The sequence below is a fragment of the Cobetia sp. 5-11-6-3 genome, assembly GCF_013374055.1.
Taxonomy (GTDB): domain Bacteria; phylum Pseudomonadota; class Gammaproteobacteria; order Pseudomonadales; family Halomonadaceae; genus Cobetia; species Cobetia marina.
The window spans coordinates 69,288-92,559 of record NZ_BLWJ01000004.1 but is presented as its reverse complement, the minus strand read 5'-3'; the positions used below and the strand labels follow the sequence as shown (position 1 = coordinate 92,559).

Here is a 23,272-nt window from a genome sequence, read left to right as displayed (position 1 = left end):
CTCCATATCTTTTATCAGCTCACCCACCCAGCTGATAGAACTGAGCAGGCGCTTGCTGCGCTTGAGAGCCGATCACGCGTCCATACAGCGATCACACTTCCCGGCTTCAGGAGGCACTCCGTCTCGCCCCCTGATCAGACCTGCGAAACAGACCTGCTGATCAGACCTGCGGATCAGAACTCCGGCCCGATCGAGAAGTGAATGCGATAATCGTTGTCATCGTCATCGAAGGGATGAGCGATATCGAGGCGAATCGGGCCCACCGGGGAGATCCAGCGAATCCCCATGCCCGCCGCCGTCTTGAGCTCCAGGGCATCCCAGCCATCGAAGGCGTTGCCAGCGTCATAGAAGGCCGCGCCCCACCAGTCACCGGTCAGGCGGTAGTCATATTCCAGACTGCTGGTCAGCAGGGAACTCCCGCCTTCATCATCCCCGTCATCATCTTCCGGCGAGAGGCTCTCGTAGGAGTAACCGCGAACACTGCTGTCGCCGCCAGCATAGAAGCGCTTGGAGTTGGGCATGCCGTGGAAGTTATCGGTATCGAGGTTACCGATACCGGCACGCGCCACGAAACGGTGATTGTTGCCGATGGAGCGGATCCAGTTGGTATCGAACTGGGTCCACACGAAGTTTTCATCAGATCCCCAGATCTGATTGCCGTACTCTACTGTCAGCTTCTGACGATCCCCCCACATGGGGAAGGCCTTGGGACGAGTTCGTGTCCGCGTCCAGCTGACCCCCGGATACAGCAGAAACACCTGACCAGTATCTGAGGCGATGGTGAAGTCGTCATAGCTCGCGCCCAGGTAAATCTTCTGCTGCCAGCCATTGTCGAATTTCCACTCACGCCCGAAACGCACTGTCGTTTCATTGCTGGTCTCATCATCGTCGTCGACGATGGCCACCCCGTACTCCAGCACATAGCTGTCCTTGAGCGGGTCAGCCAATGGCATGCGGTATTCACCCTCGAAGGTCTGCTCCGGTGAGGAGAGGAACAGGCTGTTGGTCATGCTATGGCCATAGCGATTGACCCACGGCATCTCCCAGCTGAACTGCAGGCGTGGCCCGACATCCGTGGCGTAACCGATGCCCGTCTCGAACTTGTGGCGGTCGGCGGGAATCAGGCTGATATCCACGGGAATGATGGGACCGTTGGCCGTCTTGACCGCCGCCTCCAGCGCATCGCCAGTCAGTACCGGCGTGTCGCTGCCGGAGGCTTGATCAGTACCCGCTTCACTCGCAGCACCGCCGGCGGCCAAGGTCGCCTGCCCGGGAGGCACCGACGAGGCTGATCGTGAGGACGCGCCAGCACGACGATTCGTCTCTGTGTCACGGTCTTTCTCACTGCCTTTTTGACTGTCTTGCTCGACGTCAGTCCGCTCGACATCGGCAAGCCATGACCCCTCATACCCCTGTGCCTCGGCATAGGCTGTCTTGACGTTGCGCGTCTTGATCTTGCTGTCAGGGCTGGTGGTCTTGAGTTCAGCGCCCGGATTGAGCTGTGGCTTGATGGCGGCCGAGCGGAACCAGCCTGCCTCACTCAGCCGCTGGTTGAACTGGGTCAGCTTGCCGGCTTCGTAATAATCCCCCGTCTGGAACGGCTGCATGGCCTTGACGCGATCCAGCTCTATCTGGCTGTTGAGATAGGTGATATCGCCGAAGCGGTAACGCTGACCGCTCTGCATGACCAGATAGATGCGTGCCGAGTGCAACCAGGGGCGCACCTCGATGCGCTGCTGGGAGAAGGAGGTATCGAAATAGCCGCGCTCGAGACTGAGCGACGCCAGGGTCGACTTGAGGCTGTCGTAGCGAGAGTGACGCAGCACATCGCCTTCCTCGAGGTTGGCATCGGCCAGCGCCTTCTTCATGACCTTGTCGCGCGCGGCGTCGCCCTCGAGTCGCAGCTCCAGTGTCTCGATGGTGACCGGCTCACCGGCATCCACCGTCACCACCACATCATCGCCCCCAAGCAACCCCTTCTCGGGATAGCGGAGAGTGATCTGGGCATCGTAGTAACCGAAGGCCTGCAGCGCTTCCTGGATGCGCCGGATGATCTCGTCCTCGTAGCGCTCGGCCGGGACATCCTCCTCCAACGTCAGCCCCGCCAGATAATTGACCACGTTGGTGGCAGCGGCACCTTTCAGGCCTTTCACCGTAGCATCCAGCGCCAATGCCTGTGGTGCCAGCAGCAGGCCGGTGCACAGGACCAGCGGCTTGCTCCAGCGCAGATAGCGGCGTGCAGCGTCGTTGCTCAACACCTTGCCTCGAGGCTCGAGCGAACCCGCTCTCCCATTCTTGTCGCCACTCATTGCACGTCCCTTGTTAGGTACTCATGCGAGTACTGTCCATCACTGTTACTGACCATATGTCATCTGCCGCAGGCCGGTTCGGGGAGGTTCGTGTCCTTCACGGGTACGTGACCCTCCAGGATTCCATCACTGCTCAGCGCTCCAGGCGCGCGACTCGCTGCTCCAACCGGGACAGCTGACTCAACATGGACGCCACGCGGCCACTCAACTGCCGACGGCTGGCATCCAGGGAGCGCAGCTGCTCGTCCTGCGGGGATGCCTCATCCAGGGCTTCCAGCCCGGCGCTGAGCGCTGTCTGCTGGCGTCGCAGCTCCCCCAGCTGGGAAGACAGCGACGTCTGGGTCTTGCTCAACGGCGCGAGCCGGGAGTCCACCAACCCCGTCAGGGACGCCTGCTGCTGCTCGAGCTTGCGACGCAACGCGTCCAACGCCTCCTGCTGGGACTGCTTGAAGGCCGTCAGCGCCTGCGAGCTTGTCTGGCGATCCTCTGTCGTCGCCTCATCCTGCGCTTGCCTGAGGGCGTCCCACTGCGAGGCGAGACGCTCAAGCTGCGCGGCCTGCTGATCCAGGCGGCTGGACTGATCGCTCAGGCGTTGCTCGAGTCGGGGCAGCGACTGCTGCTGCGCTTGCTCGACTGCCTTGAGCTCGGTCTCGAGATGGGCCAGGGTGTCAGCCTGTGCATCTAGGCGTGCCTTGAGCGTCGCACGCCCATCCCGGCTCAAGGACTCAAGGGCACTGACGGAGCCCTGCAAGGCACTCAGCAAGGTGGTGCGGTTGTCACCCGCCTGGCGTAGTCCTTCGAGCTGGGCCTCGGTGGACTCGGCAAGCGCTGCGAGACGACTCGCCTGCGCGTCCTGCGATGCCGTCAGCGTGTCCGAGAGCGCGGCAAGACGCTCCCGCCAGGCGGCCTGCTGTTCAGCGAGGCTGTCGGCAAGGGATTCATCGGTCTGCGTGAGGCCGTCGATGCGCGCACTCAGCGACTCGTCCACCCGCGTGGTGAGCTGGGCAAGCCGCTCATCCACATCCCCCAGCAGCCGGGCGTCGTTCTCGACATCGCCCTTGAGTCCCGAGATCTGACGACTCAGCTGATCACTCTGCTGGCCTCGCATGTCCTGAAGCTGCTGCAATTGCCATTGCTGCCAGGCGATCACTCCTCCCAGTGCCAGCACGCACACCCACAGCGGCCAACGACGCGGGGGCGGGGCTGCATCAGGATGACGGGCCAGCGCTTCATCACGCCGTGCTATCAGTGATTCCTCCCGGGAATTGTCCATCGAAGGTTCCGTAGTGTCCTGCCGCATACTGGCTCCATGACTGGCACATCGACTCAAGGTTCCAGCGACAGGCGTCGGCATCATCCGCGGCAAGGCTCGAGCCTCATGCGACACCTGGAGGGAAAACGCCCGTATCCCGCTGATTGACTGGCCGGTTTTCAGTTGCCGGCTCTGCCGAGTCTAACAGCAGACCCCGGCCATCTCATCAGGTTCCCCGGCAGCACGGCCCGCGGTCCCGCTCATGTAACCGCACTGTACCTTCCCGCCAGACGGCGACGTCGCCCGGGATGCCTGACATCGCTCACCGACATCCTTCGGTGCTTTCCCGCCAGCAGGTCCCGGCGGCGTTGGCCTGCAGGAACACGAGTGCTATAGTGCAAAGCACTGCGACTCTCGCAGCCTCTGGCTTCGTAGCTATCTGGATTCACAAGGTTTTTCACGCTAATTGCACATTTTCCATCATGTGCTGGCTGAATGGATCCTTGGCGATTGTCTCCTCGTCGCCTGACGTCGAAGAGAACACTGAAGGAGGCTTGAAAGCCTTCATGCCTGCCCCAACGAAGTCAGAGCAAGATTCTATTGGTGAGGAAAAGGAGCTTATCCCCCATGGCATTTGAACTCCCGGCACTGCCGTACGAAAAGAACGCACTCGAGCCGACCATCTCCGCCGAGACCCTTGAGTACCATTACGGCAAGCATCACCAGGCCTACGTCACCAAGCTCAACAGCATGGTCGAAGGCACTGCGGACGCAGAGAAGTCTCTGGAAGACATCATCCAGAGCGCTCAGGGCGGCCTGTTCAACCAGGCAGCTCAGGTGTGGAACCACACCTTCTACTGGCACTGCCTGTCTCCGAACGGTGGTGGCGAGCCGACAGGCCCGCTGGCAGATGCCATCGTGGCCAAGTGGGGCTCCGTCGCTGACTTCAAGGAAGCCTTCAACACTTCCGCTGCCGGCAACTTCGGTTCCGGTTGGACCTGGCTGGTCAAGAACGCTCAGGGCGAGCTGGAAATCGTCAACACCGACGACGCAGACACCCCGATCGCCAAGGCAGGCCAGACCCCGCTGCTGACCGTCGACGTCTGGGAACACGCCTACTACGTCGACTACCGCAACGCGCGTCCGAAGTATCTGGAAAGCATCTGGAACATCATCAACTGGGACTTCGCTGCACAGAACTTCGCAGCCTGAGACACCCGGCATGAGTGATGGCACCTTCACTTCACTCTCACATCAGACGTCATGGATGATATGACCTGACAGTGACGTTCGAGTGAGAGGATGGTGCAAGGAAAGACCCCGCCAATCGGCGGGGTCTTTTGGTTTCTGGCTCCCCTATCGCCTGATGATCCTTTACGAAGCGCGCTTGCAGATGACATGCCGCCTCGCCATTTGCTAGCCTGCAAGGTAGAACATTCACTCTACTCTTCCGTCATCCCCAGAGGGAACGTCATGCCATCCGATACCACCTCCTCGTTACCCGACACCATGCTCGCCATCGTGACCACCGGCCACGGCGGCTATGAACGCCTCGAGGCGCAAGAACGGCCTGTCCCAGTGCCAGACAAGGGGGAAGTGCTGATCAAGGTACTGGCGGCTGGCATGAACAATACCGAGATCAATACGCGCCTTGGCTGGTATTCCTCCAGCATCACCACGGCCACGAACCAGGCCAGCAGCCAGCACGACACCTCGCCTGGCGAGACGACAATCGACAAGCCGGTCCCGCCTGAAGGTGGCTGGAAAGGCGAGACGCCCTTCCCCCTGATCCAGGGAACCGACTGCTGTGGTGAAGTGGTCGCGCTCGGCGAAGGTGCCGACACAGCGCTGCTCGGCAAGCGCGTACTGGTGCGGGCCTGCATGCGCAGTGCAGGCTGGGAGTCATTGGAAAACGAATGGATGGGCTCTGACTTCGATGGCGCCTTCGCGCAATTCGTCAGTATCCGGGCCAGTGACGTCTTCCCGGTCGAATGTGACTGGAGCGACGTGGAACTGGGCTCACTGCCCTGCGCCTATGGCACAGCGGAGAACATGCTGGAACAGGCCGAGCTCACGTCCGGCGAACGCGTACTGGTCACCGGCGCGTCGGGCGGCGTGGGCTCCGCCACCCTGCAACTGGCCAAGCGACGTGGCGCCATCGTCTATGCAGTGGCAGGCGCTTCCAAGCATGAGGCCCTGCGCACGCTGGGGGTCGACAGACTGTTTGATCGCCATGCGGACCTGGTCGCCGAACTTGGGCAGGAATCCGTCGATCTGGTGGTCGACAATGTCGCCGGCGATGACTTCCCGGTGATGCTCAAGCTGTTGTCACGTGGTGGGCGGCTGGTGACCACCGGTGCCATCGCCGGGCCCATGGTCACCCTGGACCTGCGTGATCTGTACCTCAAGAATCTCCGCCTGCTGGGCACCACCGCCTGGTGCAAGGCGACCTTCCCCAATCTCGTGCGCTACGTGGAGCGCGGGGAGATTCGCCCCTTGATCGCGGCGAGCTTCCCGCTGAAGGATATCGCCAAGGCCCAGAAGGCCTTCCTCGAGAAGACCCATGTCGGCAAGTTCGTGCTTGAGCCCTGGGCCTGATGAGCCACAGGAGTGACCAAGCAAAAGGCCCCATCCGTTGCCGGATGGGGCCTTGTTCATGCCAGGCGAATGTCATGCACATTCGTCAGGTGCCGAGACGGTGTCACGGCGTCGCGCGACGCCCGATGCCTCGATAGGTCAGCCCCTGGCTGGCCACGTAGCTGGGGTCATAGATATTGCGACCGTCCAGCACCAGCTTCGCGCCCAGCTCACGCTTGAGACGCTGCCAGTCCGGATTCCAGTAACACTTCCATTCCGTGACCAGCATCAGGGCGTCCGCCCCTTCGAGGGCGTCGTACATGTTGCCATCGACCAGCTCCAGCAAGGGGTGTGCGCCACAGGCCTCGCCCAACGCGGACAGCGCCGCCGGATCATGCACACGAACGCGTACGCCCTGAGCCCACAACGCCTCGAGCAGCGTCAACACCGGCGCATGGTCGATACGCGCCGTGCCCGGTTTGAACGCCGCCCCCCAGATGGCGATGGTGCGACCGCGCAGCTCGCCATCGAAGTGCTGCCACAGCTTGCGGAACAGCGTCTCCTTCTTGGCCTCGTTGATGTCGAGAACATGCTCGAGCAGCAACGATTCACGTCCGGTCTCATGCTGGACATCGGCCAGACGCATCAAGTCGCGCGAGAAGTTGGGACCACCGAAGCCACAGCCCGGATACAGATAGCCGAAGCCGATGCGCGGGTCGGCGCCCATGCCCTGGCGCACGTACTCGACGTCCACCTCGAGGGAATCCGCAAGCCCGGCGACTTCGTTCATGTAACTGATCCGGGTCGCCAACATGCCATTGATGGCCAGCTTGGTCAGCTCGGCGGCGCGGCGCGGCATGATCTGGAAGACATCTTCCCGACGATTGAAGGCGCGCAGAAGCTCCTGGACGCGACGTGTCGCGACCTCGGACTCGCTGCCCAGCAACCAGCGCGCGGGGCGCTCGAAGGTCGCCAGTGAGCGCCCCTCTTCCAGCATGTCCGGCAAGGCCACCGCATATTGATCATCCCGCGACAGCAGCGCCTCGAAACGCTCGGTGGTCCCGACAGGGAAGGTCGAATTGTTGACCAGCACCGTCGGCTCCGCGAGTGCCGCGACGACCTGCTCGATACGCGCCAGAGCACCCTCACGTTGATCCGGCGAGACGGCCACCCAGTGCACATCGATGCGACGCAGTGAACCAAGCCCCTTCACCAGCGTCAGATCGCCACGTTCGACGTGGCGGTCCAGCCGCTCTCGCAGGCCCGGCTCACTGTTCAGCCAGTCGACCCGGTCCAGTGACTCCCAGTCCATGTCTTCATGCGGCCACCACCAGACGTTGTGGCCGACACTCGCCAAGGCGGCACTGGCCGTGGCAGCCGCCAGTTCGCTTCCGTGCACCAGCACCTGCATGGCTCATTTCTCCTGATAGCGGGTCATCAGCTCGCGGAAGCCTTCCCCGAATTTCGGGTGACGCTTGGCGAAGGAAATGGTGGCTTCCAGATAGCCCAGCTGATGGCCGCAGTCATAGGTATCACCGGCCATGCGATAGGCGGCGACCGCCTTGTCATCGCGCAGGGTATCGATGGCATCGGTCAGCTGGATCTCGCCACCGGCACCCGGCGGGGTATTCTCGAGCAACTCGAAGATACGACCCGGCAGCAGGTAACGGCCGATCACCGCCAGAGTAGAGGGTTCGGTGCCCGGAGCCGGCTTCTCGACCATCCCGCTGATCATCGCGGACTTGCCCGCTTCCGGCGTCTCGCCATCGATGGCGACGATACCGTACTTGTAGGCCATCTCCTGAGGCACGTTCTCGACCATGATCTGGGCGGCATTGGTGGCTTCATAGGCCTCCATCATCCGCGCCAGGTCATTCTTCTCGAGACCTTCGCCGTCGACCAGCACGTCCGGCAACATCACCAGGAAAGGCTCGTCTCCGACGATTGGCTTGGCACACAGCACCGCATGGCCCAGACCCAGCGGTTCCGGCTGACGCACGCTGATGATCTTGACGTCATCCGGAATGATGTGACGAAGTTCCTCGAGCAGCTCGAACTTGCCCTTGGCTTCCAGAGTCGTCTCGAGCTCGAAGTGCTTGTCGAAGTGGTTCTCGATGGCATTCTTGCTGGAATGGGTGACCAGGACGATTTCCTTGATACCCGCCGCAACCGCTTCTTCCACCACATACTGGATCACCGGCTTGTCGACGATGGTGATCATTTCCTTGGGGATGGCCTTGGAGGCCGGCAGGCAACGAGTTCCGAGACCTGCAACAGGCAATACAGCCTTGCGTATCATGAAGCGTCTTCCTTGTGTCTATGTCGTGGCAGATCGTGACGACTCTACCGAGTTACTGCCGCCCGGACGAGATGGCGACCGTCCTGAAATCTAGGCAGGGATTATGCCAGTTTGGCAAAAAAGTGCGAATTGACCGCAGATTTTCCACACTGGCCCATCATCGGCTGTCTGAGACGTCCATGACAGGCCAGTCCACGCGAAGCCTTCGCTCCGCGGACAGGGTGCCTTCTCAGCGACGCTGGGCACGCCCCAGCAGGGCACCCACACTGTCGCTATCGGGCGACTCTACCACACCATGCTCGGTGACGATGGCATCAATATACTCATGCGGTGTGACATCGAAGACCGGATTGAAGACCTCGATCTCATCGGGAGCGATCCTGCGATTTCCTGCCTGACGCAGCTCATCGGCATCGCGAGTCTCGATGGGGATGGCGGCCCCACTGTCCAGACTGGCATCGAAGGTGGCAAGGGGCGCCACCACCATCACCTTGACCCCGTGGGCACGCGCCTGGACCGCCAGGGAAAAGGTGCCGATCTTGTTGGCCGTGTCGCCGTTGGCCGCGATGCGGTCCGCACCGACGATCAACCAGCGCACATCGGCATCACCGTCCCTGGATTGCATGATCAGCGAGGCAGCCCCCTCCACGGCCAGTCGGGCGGGAATCTTTTCCTGCACCAGTTCCCAGGCGGTCAGTCGAGCCCCCTGCCACCAGGGGCGCGTCTCGTTGACATGGACGCGGCTGATCAGCCCCTGAGCATACGCCGTGCGAATCACGCCCAGGGCGGTACCGTGCCCCCCAGTCGCCAGCGCACCGGTATTGCAGTGGGTCATCACCTCACAGTGGGGGGTGTCGGCCGGCAGGGACGCGGCAATCACCTGCGCACCGAATTCCGCCATGCGCAGATTGTCCTCGAGATCCTGCTCATGAATGCGCACGGCTTCCCGCAACAGTGCCTCGTGGGGGGCAAGCTCACGCGTGGCGTGCGCAGCGATCACCGTACGCATGCGATCCAGCGCCCAGAACAGATTGACCGCCGTCGGCCGAGAAGCCGCCAGAACCTCGCAGGCCGCTTCCAGACGCGCCCCCCATGCCCCGCCCTCATGTGCGGCGCGAACCGCCTCCAGTGCCACACCATAGGCGGCCGCGATGCCGATGGCCGGTGCACCACGCACTACCATGTCGGCAATGGCGCGAGCCACGCCGCCTGCATCCCGCAGTTCGATCTCTCGGGTCTCGCCCGGCAGCAGACGTTGATCCAGCAGTGCCAGTCGCGGCAAGGCATCTTCGTCGCTACCGGTGGCATTGTCTGACTGGGTCAGCCAGCGAATTGGAATCAGGCTCATGACACTTCCCTGTAGGCTCACGGACAAAGGGGTTCGCACTGGAGAACACCGCGGCGCGATAATGGCTGAGGCCATCTGCAAGTTCCCGTCATGACGAGTTTTTTGCAGTTACCGCTGACCCGCGACGACAGGCGGATTAGAATGGAGGAATCGTGCCCGAGGGTGACGCGTCTGTACAGGGGCGTGCATGCTTGCGATGCACTTCCGTAACGGTAAGGATCCGATCATGAGCCATAGCGACGCCAAGCAAGATTCCACTGCCCCGGATCATCTGGGCAACGTCGATGCCAGCGAAATCGCCAAATTCTCCGCGCTCGCCAGCCGCTGGTGGGACCGCGACAGCGAGTTCAAGCCACTCCACGACATCAACCCGCTGCGCGTCGATTACATCGACACCCACGCCGGACTGGCGGGCAAGCGAGTCATCGATGTCGGTTGTGGCGGTGGCATCCTGTCCGAAGCCATGGCACACCGTGGCGCCACCGTGACCGGGATCGACATGGGCGAAGCTCCGCTGTCAGTGGCACGCCTGCATCAGCTGGAATCGGGTGTGGAAGTCGATTATCGCCAGACCACCGCGGAAGCTGCCGCCGAGGAAATGGCGGGACAATTCGATGTCGTGACCTGTCTCGAGATGCTCGAGCATGTTCCTGACCCTTCCTCGGTGATCAACGCCTGCGCGCGACTGGTCAAGCCGGGAGGCAAGGTGTTCTTCTCGACCATCAATCGCAATCCCAAGGCGTACGCCTTCGCGATCATCGGTGCCGAATACCTGCTGCAGATGCTGCCACGCGGCACGCATGAGTACCGCAAGTTCATCCGCCCGGCTGAGCTTGGCCGCTGGACGCGTGAGGCGGGCCTCAAGATGGAGGGTTCCACCGGCATGACCTACAACCCGCTGACCCGGAAATATCGCCTCAACACCGCCGACCTCAGCGTCAACTATCTGATGCATACGCGCCGCCCGACGGAAGACGAACTCGCATGAGTCTGCCGGCCGCACTGCCCCGTCCCGCTGCGCTGATCTTCGATCTCGATGGCACCCTGGTGGACACTGCGCCGGACCTGGCGCGTGCGACCAACGAGCTGCGTAGCCATCATGCCTTGCCCGAATTGAGCTATGAGGTGATTCGCGCCGAGGTCTCGCATGGCGGAAGCGCCCTGGTGAGGCTGGCGCTGGGTCACGACATCGATCATCCCTCGCATGCCGAGGAGCGTACACGCCTGCTGGACTTCTATGCCCGTGATGTCGCGGCCCACAGCGAGCTGTTCCCGGGCTATGACGCCCTGATCGAGATCTGTCAGCGCAACGGCCTGCCCTGGGGGATCGTGACCAACAAGCCGCGTCAGTTCGCCGAGCCGCTGATCGAGTCCCTGGCGCTCACACCGGGCTGTCTGCTGTGCGCCGATGACCTGCCCGTCAAGAAGCCCCATCCTGAGCCATTGTGGGAGGCGGCCCGCCTCCTCGGCGTCGAACCGTCACGATGCTGGTATCTCGGGGATCATGATCGCGACATGCAGGCGGCGCGCGCGGCGGGCATGCTGGCGGTCGCCGTGCGCTATGGCTACGTCCGCGACGGGGATGATGTGGACGCCTGGCCTGCCGATGTGTGGTTCGACACCTCGGAAGAAGTCATCAATGCCGCTCTGCGCGCAGCAGAACTGCGCTGACGGGTCGCGCGACACCCTGACGCCCTGCCAATGAAAACGCCGACGGCCATGGCCGTCGGCGTTTTCATTGCAGGCAATCCTGTCAGTGACAACTTCTCACCATCAAGTGCTCGTCACTGTCACCCGCTCGGACATCTCACGTCCTGGGCGGCTGGGCATCGAACATCTCGCCGGTGCGGCCACGACTCTCCGGACCGATCAGCCACAGGTAGCTTGGCATGATGTCGGCTGGTGTACGCAGGGTATCCGGGTCTTCCGCCGGGAAGGCCGACTTGCGCATCGACGTTCGAGTCCCACCGGGATTGAGGGTATTCACGCGGACCTGACTGGTATTCTCGAGTTCCTGTGCCAAGAGCTGTGAAAAGCCTTCGGTGGCGAACTTCGAGACACTGTAGGCCCCCCAGAAAGCACGCCCCTTGCGGCCGACACTGGAACTCGTCAGCACCACGGACGCATCCCGAGACGCTTTCAGCAGTGGCAGCAGCGCCTGCAACATCCAGATAGGCCCATTGATGTTGACCTGCATGACCTGCTCCCACAACGCCGGATCATACTGCTCGAACGGGGTGATCTTGCCCAGCAGACTGGCATTGTGCAGCACCCCATCGAGTCGCCCGAATTCCTTGTCGAGCGTTTCCGCCATCTGCTGGTAATCCTTGAGCGTGGCCCCTTCGAAGTTCAGCGGGTAGATCGCTGGCTGAGGAGCCCCCAATGCTTCGATCTCGTCATAGACTTCCTCGAGCTTGGCAATGGTGCGCCCCAGCAAGATGACGGTCGCGCCATGCCTGGCATAGTCAATGGCTGCTTCACGACCGATGCCCGAGCCTGCACCAGTCACGAGAATGATTCGCCCTTTCAGCAGATCCGCTGGTGCCTGATAATCGATCTTGCATTCCGCCATGAGGATATCCCGTCCTGAACGCTGGCCTTGCCGAGAGGCTGACCCGAAGGGCAAGGCCTGAGGTGTATCGATGACATGCGGGCGCATGTCAGAACGCACAAAGCCCGCCTTGTCAGTGAACAAGTGCGGGCTTTGTCATCATCATCTGGCGTCATGCGCCAGAGGCGAGGAAATCCTTGGCCATTCCGCCGGCCTTGCTGTCGGGGTACTGGCGAACCAGTTCCTCGAGCAACTTGCGACTTTCCTGCGCCTTGCCCTGCCGCGCCTTGACCAGTCCCAGCTTGTACATCGCATCCGGCACCTTGCTGGATTGCGAGAACTCACTGATGACAGTATCAAAGGCCTGGGCAGAAGCATCCAGTTGATTCTTCGCGGAATACAATTCCCCCAACCAATAATGGGCATTGGCCGCGAGATTGGAATCCCCGTGATCCACCACGAAGGATTCAAAGGCATCGATCGCTCCGTCGAAATCACGCGACTGCACCTTGGCAAAGGCGTTCTCGTAATCCTTCTGGGCATCTCCTCCACTGGAGGCATTGGCGCTGCTGGCATTGCTGCCCGCACCACCACTGACCGCGGCTGCGGTCTGCGCATCGACCTCCTGACCGTTCTCACCGGCTGGACTTGTTCCCGAAACACGTTGCTCCAGGTCCAGGTACCGTTGCTGCGACATCTCGGTGAGTCGCTTGAACTGATATTCCAGTTCATCGACACGCCCGCGCAGCCGCGCAATTTCCTGGGCCTGCTCATCAAGCTGGTTGAGAAGGGTCAGGGTGCCGCCACCACTCAAGCGAGTGTTGGCCTGCTGATAAAGCGAGTTGGACTGTACGGTAAGGTCTTCCACTGCGGGTGCGGCTGCAACTGACAACGGAAGCGCCAGGGCTCCCACACCGCACAACCATTTCAGGCTGTCTTTCATGCTGTCGGCTCCGCCGAATCATCATGTTGCCGTGCGAGAAGGCCCGAGCCTCAAGGTTGCCCTTGCGACTCAGGCCTGCTCAACACAAGTTTCAAGCGTCTCTGTTATCCCGCAGGGACCTCAGAGAGATTGCCGAACTCAGTAGTCGAAGACCACACGACGGTTCTTGGCATAGGAAGATTCGCCGTGACCTTGAACGGCCGGACGCTCTTCACCGTAGGAGACGATCTCGATCTGGGACGGAGACACACCCTGAACAGTCAGGAAGCGTGCGACAGACTTGGCACGACGCTCGCCCAGACCCAGGTTGTATTCACGAGTACCGCGCTCATCAGCGTGGCCTTCCAGAACGACGTTGGCGCTGGTGTTGGCCTTCAGGTACTGGGCGTGGCCCATCAGGACGCTTTCGAATTCAGGACGGATGGTGTCCTTGTCGAATGCGAAGTAGATGGTACGCACGTCAGGCATGGAAGCGTTGCTCATCTGGTTGCCGTTGGTGTTGGCACCAGAGTTCATGCCGGCAGTGTTGGCACCGCTGTTGGCTGAATCCATGTCGCCGTCCTGGGCGCCACCGCTGCTGGAACAACCGGCCATGACGCTCAGGGACAGGGCAACCAACAGACCTTTTGCATACGGGGTGAACTGCATTGTAAAACTCCTTGCTCTAATGAAAACGAATGCCAAGCCTTTCTTTGTGACTCGGATGCATTCTAGTGGTTTAGTTCAGGAACGGCGACCACGCAGGTTCACGCACTTCGCCTTGTGGTGACGGCAGGGAAAATTGTGCTCTTCCGTCTGCCGAGACCTCGCCCAGGACCCCACGGGTTCCTTGCTGAGTGGCATATATCACCATAGTGCCATTCGGTGCAACACTTGGAGATTCATCCCACTGAGTATCCGTGAGGGATGTCACTCGACCACTCTTCAGATCCTGCTTGGCAACCTGATAACCGTTGCCGGAGCGATTGATCATGAACAGGGTTTCCCCATCGGGCGACACACGCCCACGGGAATTGTAGTTTCCGGTAAACGTCACGCGTTCAGTACCACCGGAAAGATCAAGACGATAGATCTGCGGCGAGCCGGCACGATCAGACGTGAAGACCATGCCACTGCCATCCGGCAGCCAGTCCGGCTCGGTATCGATCGCAGGATTGTTGGTCAGACGTTGGAATTTGCGTGACGCGATATCCATCACATAAATCTCGGGCTGACCATCCTTTGACAATGCCATCGCCAACTTGCGGCCATCCGGAGACCAGGCCGGAGCACCATTGATGCCACGGAAACCGGTCAGTTTGGCACGACGACCACTTCCCAGCTCCTGAACATAAATCGCAGGCCGTTCTGATTCGAAACTCACGTACGCCAGTTTCTTTCCATCCGGCGACCATGCAGGAGACATGATCGGTTCATCGGATGCAAGAATCTCCTGACTACCATGGCCATCCGAGTCGGCAACATACAGTGCGAAACGAATGTTGTCACCCACGCCATTGGCGGTAATGTAGGCGATTTTTGTCGAGAAAGCACCGCGAATTCCAGTGATTTCCTCAAATATTTCATCACTCATGTAATGGGCGCGCGAACGCAACTGGCCATCACTGCCCGTGATGACTTCTCCCAGCATGCGCTTGTTCCCGAGCACATCCATCAGCTCGTATTGAATGCTGTAGCCACCGCTGCTCGCATTCTTGACCTGCCCGACCACCAGATAGCTGGCGCCGAGACGCTTCCAGTCATTGACGAAGACATCCTGGGTAGTCCCCGGCAGCGCGATCAGGTTGTCACGCTTGATCGGCTCGAATTGGCCGCTGCGCGCCAGATCATCCGAGATGATACGGGCCAGATCCTGAGGGAGACTTCCCCCCGTCAGGTTCTCGAACGGCACCACGGCGATCGGCGTCGCGCTGTCATTGCCCTTGGTGATCTCGATGGTCAGGTCCGCTCGCGCCATGCTGGTCACGACCAGCATGGCGGCTGCCATCATCCATGTAGTCACTCGTCTCATCGGCCCAGGTCCTCTGGATTGAAGTACAGATTGAAGTTGCGGAACTGGCTCTTGGCTGAAGCCGGCAGGTCCTGCATCTCGGTAAACGGTGCTGCTTTCTGTATCGCCTGAATCGCGGAACGATCAAAGGCGGCATTGCCACTGCTCTTGCTGACCGCAGCCGAAACAAGTTCTCCTGTCGGCAGCAATGAGACGCGCAGCGTCACCGTCATGCCGGGTACGGTACCTGAAGGCCGATTCCAGTTCTGCCCGACATACTTCTTGAGCAGACTCTCAAAGCCATTGGCCGCCTGTGCGGCCTGCTTGGCGCCACTGATGGCGTCACTTTCGCTGTCGATCAGACTATCCAGTGACCCGGCTGATGCCTGTGCCGCCTTCTCGGCAAGCGCCTTCTGGCGCGCGGCCTCCGCGGCTGCCTTCTTGCGAGCCTCTTCCGCTGCCTTTTCCTTGGCCGCCTTTTCCTTGGCCGCTTTCTCGGCGGCTGCCTTGGCTGCCTTTTCCTTTTCAGCCTGCGCCTTGGCCTTGGCCGCCTTTTCAGCCTCTGCCTTGGCCTTCGCGGCTTTTTCCGCCTCGGCTTTCTTGCGCGCTTCCTCGGCTGCCTTTTCCATGGCGGCCTTCTCCGCTTCCGCCTTGGCCTTGGCCGCCTTTTCGGCTTCCGCCTTCTTCAAGGCGTCTGCCTTGGCCTGTTTTTCAGCTTCAGCCTTCTTGCGCTCAAGCGCAATCGCCTTGGCTTCTTCCGCCCGACGCGCTGCATCTGCCTTGGCCTTGTCTGCCGCCTCGGCAGCCGCTTTCTGTTCCGCCTTCAACTGCTCAGCCGCCTTGGCCTGTGCCGCCTTCTCCTGCTCGGCAGCCTTGGCCTGCTCTGCCTTGAGCTGCGCGGCTTTCTCGCGCGCAGCACTTTTCTGCTGTTCTGCAGCGCGCTCCGCTTCCCGGGAGGCCTCCTCCTTGGCACTCTGACGCTCATCGGCCTCTTCGGCGGCGTCCCGCGCCTTGCTGGCCTTGGCCTGTTGGGGCTGATTGGTCGTCGTTTCGGTGCTGACCAGCGTCGCGTTGACGATGGTCGTGCTGCTCTGATCCGGCTCGGACTCAGGCCAGCTCACCAGGGTCAGTACCAGGATGACCACATGCAGACCCACGGCCAGCACGACGGGTAATCCATAGCCTGCCCGCTTTTCGATTTCCGGCTGACTCATCCATCAGCCCTCGTTCGGCGGTTCTGAAATCAGCCCGACATTGGGAACGCCCGCCCCCTGCAGAGTGCTCATCAGCCCCATCACATCACCATATGGCGCTGTCTTGGCGCCTTTGACCAGCACGGGTGTCTTGGGCTTTTCCGACACGATGGCGGCCACCTTGCTGCCCAGGTCATCCAGGGCGACGGGAGTCCGCTTGTCCTGATCAGAGCCCAGATCGATGTAGTAGTTGCCGCTGTCATCCAGCGAGACGATCAGCGGTGTCACGTCATCAGGATTGTCGATGGGCTTGGAGGTGACCTTGGGCAGTTCGACCTGTACCCCCTGGGTCATCATCGGCGCGGTGATCATGAAGATGACCAGCAGCACCAGCATGACATCGATGAAGGGCACCACATTGATTTCAGAGGACAGCTTGCGCTTGTGCCCCCGGCTGTAAGGTCCTTTCATGCTCGACTCTCCTTTCAGGCGTCGTTGCTGCCACGGCCGTGCAGATTGCGATGCAGAATGGAGTGAAGCTCTTCGGCGAAGTCTTCATAACGGCCCAGCAGCTGATCGGCACGGCTGGCCAGACGGTTATAGAAGATGACTGCCGGAATCGCGGCAAAAAGCCCCATGGCGGTGGCGACCAGCGCTTCTGCAATCCAGGGAGCGACAGTGGTCAGTGTGGCCTGCTGTGCAGTCCCCAGTGCCTGGAAAGAGCCCATGATGCCCCACACCGTCCCGAACAGACCCACATAGGGGCTTACGGAGCTGACGGTGGCAAGGAACGGAAGATGGATATTGAGACGTTCTTCCTCGCGTGACAGCGTGACACGCATGCTGCGCTGAACGCCGTCCATCACCGCATCGGCATTGCTGGACTTGGGCTTGAGACGACTGTACTCACGAAAGCCTGCACGGAAGACGCCTGCAGCACCCGGCGTCGCCTCTTCTTCACTGGGCAATTCACGGTAGAGGTGATTGAGATCCACTCCGGACCAGAAACGCTTTTCAAAGGCGGTATACGCCTGTTTCGCTCGTGACAATGCCATCCCCCGCTGGAAGATCACTACCCAGGAGGCGATGGAAGCCGCCAACAGCAGCAACATGACGGATTGCACCACCAGGCTGGCATTCGCGAACAGCGAAATGATCGACATCGAATCTTCCACGGAAATCCCTCTTTTACTTGGTTCAGTCAGTGCCGCCGATGAGGCGACACCCTTAACATTCGTCCGACTCCGTCGCCTGACATCCGACCAGAAGGATGGGTGCAACGGCGTCTCACTCGTTCACGCCTTGACCACGGCGACTCTCGGTCAATCTGGTATCAGTGACTCAGACCTCAAGAGCGCTCAGCAATTCCACGGGCCATCGACGCGGACGCAATGTGCTGGCATCGACACAGGCAATCACCACCTCGGCATCACTCAACATCACCCCGTCCTTCATCACCTGTTGATGAAAGACAAGGCGCGCGCCCCGCAATTCACCTGCCGTTGCCGTGACCTGAAGCAGATCATCCAGTCTCGCAGGACGATGATAGCGACTGGCCACACTGTGCACGACAAGCTGGATACCGCGCTCCAGAAGTGTCTGCTGGGAATAGCCACGTGCGCGCAGCCATTCACTGCGTGCGCGCTCCATGAAGCGCAGGTAATTGACGTAATAGACGATGCCACCCGCATCGGTATCCTCGATATAGACCCGCACCGCATGATGAAAATCGCCCGTCTGCCCAGTCAACGTTTCCTCGCCGGGTCTGGATGTCTGAAGAGACGACATCATGCGTCCTCCTGCCCACCCGGCGTCAGACGCGCCTGGGTCTCACGCGGCGTGATGCCGAAATGCTGATAGGCGGAACTGGTCACCACGCGCCCACGCGCCGTTCGCATCATGAAGCCCTGCTGAATCAGATAGGGCTCCAGCACATCCTCGATGGTATCGCGCTCCTCGCCGATGGCGGCCGCCAGCGAATCCACACCGACGGGCCCGCCATCGAACTTCTCGATCATCGACAGCAGCAACCGGCGATCCATATGATCCAGCCCGTGGCTATCCACATTGAGCATGTTGAGCGCCTTGTCCGCGACATCCAGCGTCAGACGGCCATCGCCGCGCACCTCGGTAAAGTCACGCACCCGCCGCAGCAGCCGATTGGCGATACGCGGCGTCCCTCGCGAGCGTCGTGCGATCTCGCGCGCGCCATCCATCTCCACTTCCATGCCTGACAGCTTCGCACTGCGCGAGACGATACCGGTCAGCGACTCGATATCGTAGAACTCGAGGCGCTGAACGATTCCGAAGCGATCTCGCAGGGGCGCGGTCAACAGACCAGCCCGGGTCGTCGCCCCCACCAGAGTGAATCGTGGCAGTTCCAGCTTGATCGAGCGGGCAGCCGGGCCCTCACCGATCATGATATCCAGCTGATAATCCTCCATCGCCGGATACAGCACTTCCTCGACCGCCGGTGACAGGCGATGGATCTCGTCGATGAACAGTACATCGCCTTCCTGAAGATTCGTCAGCATGGCGGCCAGGTCACCTGCCCGCTCCAGAACCGGTCCGGACGTCGACTTGATGTCCACGCTCATCTCACTGGCAATGATGTGTGCCAGAGTGGTCTTGCCAAGTCCCGGGGGCCCGAATACCAGGGTGTGATCCAGGCTATCGCCACGACCGCGAGCGGCACTGATGAAGATTTCCATCTGCTCGCGCACGATCGGCTGACCGATATACTCATTCAGCGTTCGCGGCCGATTGGCGCGATCGATCCGTTCTTCCGGATCATGCGTGGCCGCGGAGATCAGTCGATCCGACTCCATCATGATGCTTGCTCAACTCCTGATGACTCATGCTGCAGACATGAATCATGTGGCGAGAGGTGGTCTGACCGAGGCAGTGAAATGATCTTGCGCCAATGCAATCAAGCGCGCACTTTCTACCCCAGTCGCCGGCCATTCCCTAGTCAATAAATCCAATCAGATCGTGCCTATTCTGTCATTCACGCTATCAGGCACGAGACACGTGCGCTAGCTGGCCATCTTGCGGGCCAACGCCGCCTTGATGAGGGCTTCCGTGGAGGCACCTGTCTCGAGTCCCGAGAGCATCTTGGCCGCCTCGACCGGCTTGTAGCCCAGCGCGACCAGAGCGGCTTCGGCGTCGGCCAGGGGATGGGTAACCGGCGGCTGTGGCTGCGAAGCGCGCGCCATTTCCGACAGACCATCGTCCTGCGGAATCGTCCAATGCTTGAGCCGGTCGCGCATCTCGATGATCAGGCGGTCCGCCGTCTTCTTGCCGACGCCGGGCAAGCGAGTCAGTGCCCGACTGTCTTCGTCGTGCACGCAGCGAATGAAATCGGCCTGCTCCATTCCCGAGAGAATCGCCAGCGCCAGGCGCGGCCCGACCCCGGAAATCTTGATTAATTCCCGGAACAGACGACGCTCCGGCTCCTTGCCGAAGCCATAGAGCAACTGGGCGTCTTCACGCACGACCAGATGGGTGAACAGCTGACAGTCCTCCCCGACAGCCGGCAGACCCAGCAAGGTATTCATGGAGGCTTCAAGTTCATAGCCCACACCCTGTACATCGAGTACCAGATGAGGCGGCTGCTTTTCGAGCAAACGCCCGGTCAGACGTCCAATCATGTTTCGGGCTGTCCTTGAGTCTTCAGTGCCGCCTGCTCATCACATCAGGTGTCAGGCGGCACGGGTTGTTGCGATGCGGGCAAGCCTACCAAAGATAACGTGCAGGCGGCATGTCCGAGTGTCACGACGATTTTGTCGCATGAATCTGACAGTCACTTGTTGCCATGAGGCCAGATGCAGGCAGCATGCGGATGCCAGCAGAACGCAAGATGCTGCCTGACATCGTGAAAACAAGCCTACAAGTGACTGAAAAATTGGAATTTATTGATAACGATAGCGTATCTGGCGCAAGCGGGCTTGTCACTTCTCGCCTGTAGAGGCCGTCTTCGGCACACGCCGGAGTCTACTCCCCACTCTCTTCAGCCCCTGACCAGACACTCTTCAGACCCTAACCAGCCCCCTACGTGACCGGCAGACACCTCATTTGCCCGGCTCAAAGTCACGCCAGCTACTGCTGCGTCGTGCGCGGGTACTCTTGCGCCCTGCACCCGCCCCCAGACCCAATGCCTCCAGCTGCGCGCTGCTCGGGGTCAGTCGCATGCGTGCAAAGCAATGTGTCAGCGCGATGGCCAGAGCATCCGCGGCATCCGCCTGAGGCGTTGCAGAGAGCTTGAGCGTATGGGTCACCATATGCTGGACCTGCGCCTTGTCTGCTGCACCCGATCCCGTGACAGCCTGCTTGATCTGTCGCGGCCCATACTCTGATACCGGCAGGCCGTGGTTCGCCGCACACACGATGGCTGCCCCACGTGCCTGACCGAGCTTGAGCGCGGAGTCGGCATTCTTGGACATGAAGACCTGCTCGATGGCGAACTCCGCCGGGCGATGCATGGCAATCACTTCACTGATACCGGCGTAGATCTGCGCCAACCGCTGGTCGAGGCTGACCTGGGACATGCGGATGCAGCCACTGTCCACATAGCGGGGCTGAGCCGCCGAGACGTCCAGTACGCCGTAACCGGTCAGGCGTGACCCCGGATCAATGCCAAGAATGATCATGCCACCGCCTCACGTCTCACACTCATTGCCTCTCCATCCCTGTCGTCTTTCGTGCTTACTGTGTATATAACCAGCCACAATGCCACAAAAAAGGCGGTGCGACACTGTCATTGCCTGCATCATCTGCAGGTAACAGTCTCACACCGCCTTGCCGGGGGTCACTTGCCCGCTTGCGCGGGACTCCCCCTCTCCCGGGCGCTGATGGCGCCTATCAGGAGAGGTTGATCACCCCGGGGTCATTCGCCTGGATCAGGCCTGACCGCCTTCCTCTTCAACCTTGACCTTCTGACGCAGACGGATGTTCAGCTCCTTGAGCTGCTCACCGCTGACTTCCCCCGGGGCGTCGGTCATCATGCAGCCAGCGCTCTGGGTCTTCGGGAAGGCGATGACTTCACGAATGGTCTTGGCGCCGGTCATCAGCATGACCAGACGGTCGAGACCGAAGGCCAGACCACCATGGGGCGGCGCGCCGAACTTGAGCGCGTCGAGCAGGAAGCCGAACTTCTCTTCCGCTTCCTCCTCGCCGATGCCCAGCACTTCGAACACGGTACGCTGCATGGCCTGGTCGTGGATACGGATGGAACCGCCACCCAGCTCAGTGCCGTTGATGACCATGTCATAGGCGCGAGACAGTGCCGCTTCCGGATCGGCCTTGAGTTCTTCCGGGGTGCAGGACGGCGCGGTGAACGGGTGGTGCAGCGCGCTCAGGCGGCCGTTGGCATCGGCTTCGAACATCGGGAAGTCGACGACCCACAGCGGTGCCCATTCGTGGGTGTAGAGGTTGAGATCTTCGCCCAGCTTGACGCGCAGCGCACCGATGGCCTCGGCCACGATGTTGGCCTTGTCGGCGCCGAAGAACACGATGTCGCCATCGACGGCGCCACAGCGGTCCAGCACGTCATCCACGACGTCTTCCATGAACTTGACGATCGGCGACTGCAGACCCTCGATGCCCTTGGCACGCTCGTTGACCTTGATCCACGCCAGGCCCTTGGCACCGTAGATGCCGACGAACTTGGTGTAGGCGTCGATTTCCTTGCGTGACAGGCTGGCACCGCCCGGCACACGCAGCGCGGCGACACGGCCCTTGTCATCCTTGGCCGGGCCGGAGAAGACCTTGAAGTCCACACCGCTCATCAGGTCATCGACATCGACCAGCTCCAGCGGGATACGCAGGTCCGGCTTGTCGGAACCGAAGCGCTGCATGGCTTCGGAATACGGCATGGTCGGGAAGTCGCCCAGCTCGACATCCAGCACTTCCTTGTAGAGACCACGGATCATGGTCTCGGTCATGCCCATGATGTCCTTCTCGTCGACGAAGCTGGCCTCGAGGTCGATCTGGGTGAATTCCGGCTGACGATCGGCGCGCAGATCCTCGTCACGGAAGCACTTGGCGATCTGGTAGTAACGATCGACACCGGCGACCATCAACAGCTGCTTGAACAGCTGCGGGGACTGCGGCAGCGCGAAGAAGCTGCCGGCATAGGTGCGGCTCGGCACCAGATAGTCACGTGCCCCTTCCGGCGTGGCACGCGTGAGAATCGGGGTTTCGATGTCGAGGAAGCCCAGGGCTTCCAGCTGGGCACGCACGCTGTGGGTGATGCGTGAACGCAGGCGCAGCTTGTCGATCATGTCCGGACGACGCAGGTCGACATAACGATACTTGAGGCGAACTTCCTCACCGACCTTGTTGTGGTCGTCCAGCTGGAACGGCGGCGTCTGTGCGGTGTTGAGCACTTCGACATCCTTGGCCAGCACTTCGATCATGCCTGTCGGCATGTTCGGGTTCTGGGTGCCTTCCGGGCGCATGCGAATACGGCCCTTGATGCGCAGGACGTACTCGCTGCGCGCCTTGTCGGCAGTGGCGAAGGCATCGACGGTGTCCGGATCGACGACGATCTGGGCGATACCGTCACGGTCGCGCATGTCGAGGAAGATGACGCCACCGTGGTCGCGACGGCGGTGCACCCACCCGCACAGAGTGACATCCTGATCGATCAGGGTCTCGTTCAGTTTGCCGCAATAGTGGCTGCGCATGTTGATTCCTTGTTGCTCAAATTCGTGATCGACGCACTGGTGCGCGTCTGTCTCAGAGGGCCTGACGCTGGAGATGCCTGCCACTCATGCATGACCTTGCACATGGATGGCAGGCATGACAGCT

Annotated in this window: 21 protein-coding genes; 4 read left to right on the top strand and 17 right to left on the bottom strand. The window is 61.0% G+C overall.

The features are described from left to right. Window positions 1-173: 173 nt before the first annotated feature. Together HXS66_RS08480 and HXS66_RS08475 are read right to left on the bottom strand one after the other, a co-directional pair. A complete protein-coding gene (locus HXS66_RS08480) occupies window positions 174-2,255 on the bottom strand; it encodes an autotransporter assembly complex family protein (protein ID WP_176503293.1) in 2,082 nt (693 codons plus the stop codon). Between the two features lie 187 nt (window positions 2,256-2,442). Next, window positions 2,443-3,582 (bottom strand): hypothetical protein, encoded by a 1,140-nt coding sequence (locus HXS66_RS08475; protein ID WP_176503292.1) that lies wholly within the window; start codon window positions 3,580-3,582, stop codon window positions 2,443-2,445. Between the two features lie 606 nt (window positions 3,583-4,188). Between HXS66_RS08475 and HXS66_RS08470 the strand changes: the two genes are divergently transcribed. Both HXS66_RS08470 and HXS66_RS08465 read left to right on the top strand, forming a co-directional pair. Continuing rightward, window positions 4,189-4,773, top strand: coding sequence for a superoxide dismutase (locus HXS66_RS08470; RefSeq protein WP_065392414.1), 585 nt, complete (start codon window positions 4,189-4,191; stop codon window positions 4,771-4,773). A 261-nt stretch (window positions 4,774-5,034) separates the two neighbouring features. Continuing rightward, window positions 5,035-6,159 (top strand): alcohol dehydrogenase family protein, encoded by a 1,125-nt coding sequence (locus tag HXS66_RS08465; RefSeq protein ID WP_218015157.1) that lies wholly within the window; start codon window positions 5,035-5,037, stop codon window positions 6,157-6,159. 103 nt (window positions 6,160-6,262) lie between these two features. Here the strand turns inward: HXS66_RS08465 and HXS66_RS08460 are convergent, their stop codons facing one another. The 3 genes from HXS66_RS08460 to mtnA form a co-directional block, all read right to left on the bottom strand. Next, on the bottom strand, window positions 6,263-7,549 hold the full coding sequence (locus HXS66_RS08460) for a nucleotide sugar dehydrogenase (protein WP_176493901.1): 1,287 nt from the start codon (window positions 7,547-7,549) through the stop codon (window positions 6,263-6,265). 3 nt (window positions 7,550-7,552) lie between these two features. Next, window positions 7,553-8,437: a UTP--glucose-1-phosphate uridylyltransferase GalU gene (gene galU, locus HXS66_RS08455; protein WP_077376470.1), complete on the bottom strand. Its 885-nt coding sequence runs from the start codon at window positions 8,435-8,437 to the stop codon at window positions 7,553-7,555. Window positions 8,438-8,666: 229 nt separating this feature from the next. Then, window positions 8,667-9,785 (bottom strand): S-methyl-5-thioribose-1-phosphate isomerase, encoded by a 1,119-nt coding sequence (gene mtnA, locus HXS66_RS08450; RefSeq protein ID WP_176493900.1) that lies wholly within the window; start codon window positions 9,783-9,785, stop codon window positions 8,667-8,669. Window positions 9,786-10,056: 271 nt separating this feature from the next. Between mtnA and ubiG the strand changes: the two genes are divergently transcribed. Both ubiG and HXS66_RS08440 read left to right on the top strand, forming a co-directional pair. After that, window positions 10,057-10,773, top strand: a complete 717-nt coding sequence (gene ubiG, locus HXS66_RS08445; RefSeq protein ID WP_103751442.1) for a bifunctional 2-polyprenyl-6-hydroxyphenol methylase/3-demethylubiquinol 3-O-methyltransferase UbiG — start codon at window positions 10,057-10,059, stop codon at window positions 10,771-10,773. Beyond that, window positions 10,770-11,456, top strand: coding sequence for an HAD-IA family hydrolase (locus HXS66_RS08440; protein WP_084208694.1), 687 nt, complete (start codon window positions 10,770-10,772; stop codon window positions 11,454-11,456). Before ubiG ends, HXS66_RS08440 begins: the two co-directional genes overlap by 4 nt. A 136-nt stretch (window positions 11,457-11,592) precedes the next feature. Here HXS66_RS08440 and HXS66_RS08435 read toward each other — a convergent pair whose 3' ends face one another. The 12 genes from HXS66_RS08435 to aspS form a co-directional block, all read right to left on the bottom strand. Next, a complete protein-coding gene (locus tag HXS66_RS08435; protein ID WP_077376482.1) occupies window positions 11,593-12,357 on the bottom strand; it encodes a YciK family oxidoreductase in 765 nt (254 codons plus the stop codon). 151 nt (window positions 12,358-12,508) lie between these two features. After that, window positions 12,509-13,279 carry a tol-pal system protein YbgF gene (gene ybgF, locus HXS66_RS08430; protein WP_077376485.1) on the bottom strand — a complete coding sequence of 257 codons (771 nt, stop codon included), beginning with the start codon at window positions 13,277-13,279 and terminating at the stop codon, window positions 12,509-12,511. Between the two features lie 138 nt (window positions 13,280-13,417). Next, entirely contained in the window at window positions 13,418-13,927 is a 510-nt protein-coding gene (gene pal / locus HXS66_RS08425; RefSeq protein WP_065392600.1) for a peptidoglycan-associated lipoprotein Pal, read from the bottom strand. A 70-nt stretch (window positions 13,928-13,997) separates the two neighbouring features. Continuing rightward, window positions 13,998-15,290 carry a Tol-Pal system beta propeller repeat protein TolB gene (tolB, locus tag HXS66_RS08420; protein WP_077376488.1) on the bottom strand — a complete coding sequence of 431 codons (1,293 nt, stop codon included), beginning with the start codon at window positions 15,288-15,290 and terminating at the stop codon, window positions 13,998-14,000. Then, on the bottom strand, window positions 15,287-16,483 hold the full coding sequence (gene tolA / locus HXS66_RS08415; RefSeq protein WP_176503291.1) for a cell envelope integrity protein TolA: 1,197 nt from the start codon (window positions 16,481-16,483) through the stop codon (window positions 15,287-15,289). The genes tolB and tolA overlap by 4 nt, the downstream gene beginning before the upstream one ends. A 3-nt stretch (window positions 16,484-16,486) precedes the next feature. Further along, window positions 16,487-16,933: a protein TolR gene (gene tolR / locus HXS66_RS08410; protein WP_077376494.1), complete on the bottom strand. Its 447-nt coding sequence runs from the start codon at window positions 16,931-16,933 to the stop codon at window positions 16,487-16,489. 14 nt (window positions 16,934-16,947) lie between these two features. Continuing rightward, window positions 16,948-17,625: a protein TolQ gene (tolQ, locus tag HXS66_RS08405; RefSeq protein ID WP_077377369.1), complete on the bottom strand. Its 678-nt coding sequence runs from the start codon at window positions 17,623-17,625 to the stop codon at window positions 16,948-16,950. A gap of 178 nt (window positions 17,626-17,803) precedes the next feature. After that, window positions 17,804-18,253 carry a tol-pal system-associated acyl-CoA thioesterase gene (gene ybgC, locus HXS66_RS08400; protein ID WP_240499523.1) on the bottom strand — a complete coding sequence of 150 codons (450 nt, stop codon included), beginning with the start codon at window positions 18,251-18,253 and terminating at the stop codon, window positions 17,804-17,806. Further along, a complete protein-coding gene (gene ruvB, locus HXS66_RS08395) occupies window positions 18,250-19,293 on the bottom strand; it encodes a Holliday junction branch migration DNA helicase RuvB (protein WP_077376500.1) in 1,044 nt (347 codons plus the stop codon). The genes ybgC and ruvB overlap by 4 nt, the downstream gene beginning before the upstream one ends. A gap of 204 nt (window positions 19,294-19,497) precedes the next feature. Continuing rightward, the gene (gene ruvA, locus HXS66_RS08390; protein ID WP_077376504.1) at window positions 19,498-20,112 is read right to left on the bottom strand and encodes a Holliday junction branch migration protein RuvA; all 615 of its coding nucleotides are present in this window, start codon (window positions 20,110-20,112) and stop codon (window positions 19,498-19,500) included. 420 nt (window positions 20,113-20,532) lie between these two features. Then, complete coding sequence (gene ruvC, locus HXS66_RS08385; protein WP_077376507.1) at window positions 20,533-21,111, bottom strand: crossover junction endodeoxyribonuclease RuvC; 579 nt, start codon at window positions 21,109-21,111, stop codon at window positions 20,533-20,535. Between the two features lie 249 nt (window positions 21,112-21,360). Continuing rightward, window positions 21,361-23,148: an aspartate--tRNA ligase gene (gene aspS, locus HXS66_RS08380; protein ID WP_176503290.1), complete on the bottom strand. Its 1,788-nt coding sequence runs from the start codon at window positions 23,146-23,148 to the stop codon at window positions 21,361-21,363. Window positions 23,149-23,272: the final 124 nt, after the last annotated feature.

What these genes read in the sequence shown, in the direction of transcription:
- HXS66_RS08475 (WP_176503292.1), bottom strand. Translation starts at nt 3,582, where the DNA reads ATGGACAATTCCCGGGAGGAATCACTGATAGCACGGCGTGATGAAGCG.
- HXS66_RS08470 (WP_065392414.1), top strand. Translation starts at nt 4,189, where the DNA reads ATGGCATTTGAACTCCCGGCACTGCCGTACGAAAAGAACGCACTCGAG.
- HXS66_RS08465 (WP_218015157.1), top strand. Translation starts at nt 5,035, where the DNA reads ATGCCATCCGATACCACCTCCTCGTTACCCGACACCATGCTCGCCATC.
- HXS66_RS08460 (WP_176493901.1), bottom strand. Translation starts at nt 7,549, where the DNA reads ATGCAGGTGCTGGTGCACGGAAGCGAACTGGCGGCTGCCACGGCCAGT.
- galU (WP_077376470.1), bottom strand. Translation starts at nt 8,437, where the DNA reads ATGATACGCAAGGCTGTATTGCCTGTTGCAGGTCTCGGAACTCGTTGC.
- mtnA (WP_176493900.1), bottom strand. Translation starts at nt 9,785, where the DNA reads ATGAGCCTGATTCCAATTCGCTGGCTGACCCAGTCAGACAATGCCACC.
- HXS66_RS08440 (WP_084208694.1), top strand. Translation starts at nt 10,770, where the DNA reads ATGAGTCTGCCGGCCGCACTGCCCCGTCCCGCTGCGCTGATCTTCGAT.
- HXS66_RS08435 (WP_077376482.1), bottom strand. Translation starts at nt 12,357, where the DNA reads ATGGCGGAATGCAAGATCGATTATCAGGCACCAGCGGATCTGCTGAAA.
- ybgF (WP_077376485.1), bottom strand. Translation starts at nt 13,279, where the DNA reads ATGAAAGACAGCCTGAAATGGTTGTGCGGTGTGGGAGCCCTGGCGCTT.
- pal (WP_065392600.1), bottom strand. Translation starts at nt 13,927, where the DNA reads ATGCAGTTCACCCCGTATGCAAAAGGTCTGTTGGTTGCCCTGTCCCTG.
- tolB (WP_077376488.1), bottom strand. Translation starts at nt 15,290, where the DNA reads ATGAGACGAGTGACTACATGGATGATGGCAGCCGCCATGCTGGTCGTG.
- tolA (WP_176503291.1), bottom strand. Translation starts at nt 16,483, where the DNA reads ATGAGTCAGCCGGAAATCGAAAAGCGGGCAGGCTATGGATTACCCGTC.
- tolR (WP_077376494.1), bottom strand. Translation starts at nt 16,933, where the DNA reads ATGAAAGGACCTTACAGCCGGGGGCACAAGCGCAAGCTGTCCTCTGAA.
- tolQ (WP_077377369.1), bottom strand. Translation starts at nt 17,625, where the DNA reads ATGTCGATCATTTCGCTGTTCGCGAATGCCAGCCTGGTGGTGCAATCC.
- ybgC (WP_240499523.1), bottom strand. Translation starts at nt 18,253, where the DNA reads ATGATGTCGTCTCTTCAGACATCCAGACCCGGCGAGGAAACGTTGACT.
- ruvB (WP_077376500.1), bottom strand. Translation starts at nt 19,293, where the DNA reads ATGATGGAGTCGGATCGACTGATCTCCGCGGCCACGCATGATCCGGAA.
- ruvA (WP_077376504.1), bottom strand. Translation starts at nt 20,112, where the DNA reads ATGATTGGACGTCTGACCGGGCGTTTGCTCGAAAAGCAGCCGCCTCAT.
- ruvC (WP_077376507.1), bottom strand. Translation starts at nt 21,111, where the DNA reads ATGATCATTCTTGGCATTGATCCGGGGTCACGCCTGACCGGTTACGGC.
- aspS (WP_176503290.1), bottom strand. Translation starts at nt 23,148, where the DNA reads ATGCGCAGCCACTATTGCGGCAAACTGAACGAGACCCTGATCGATCAG.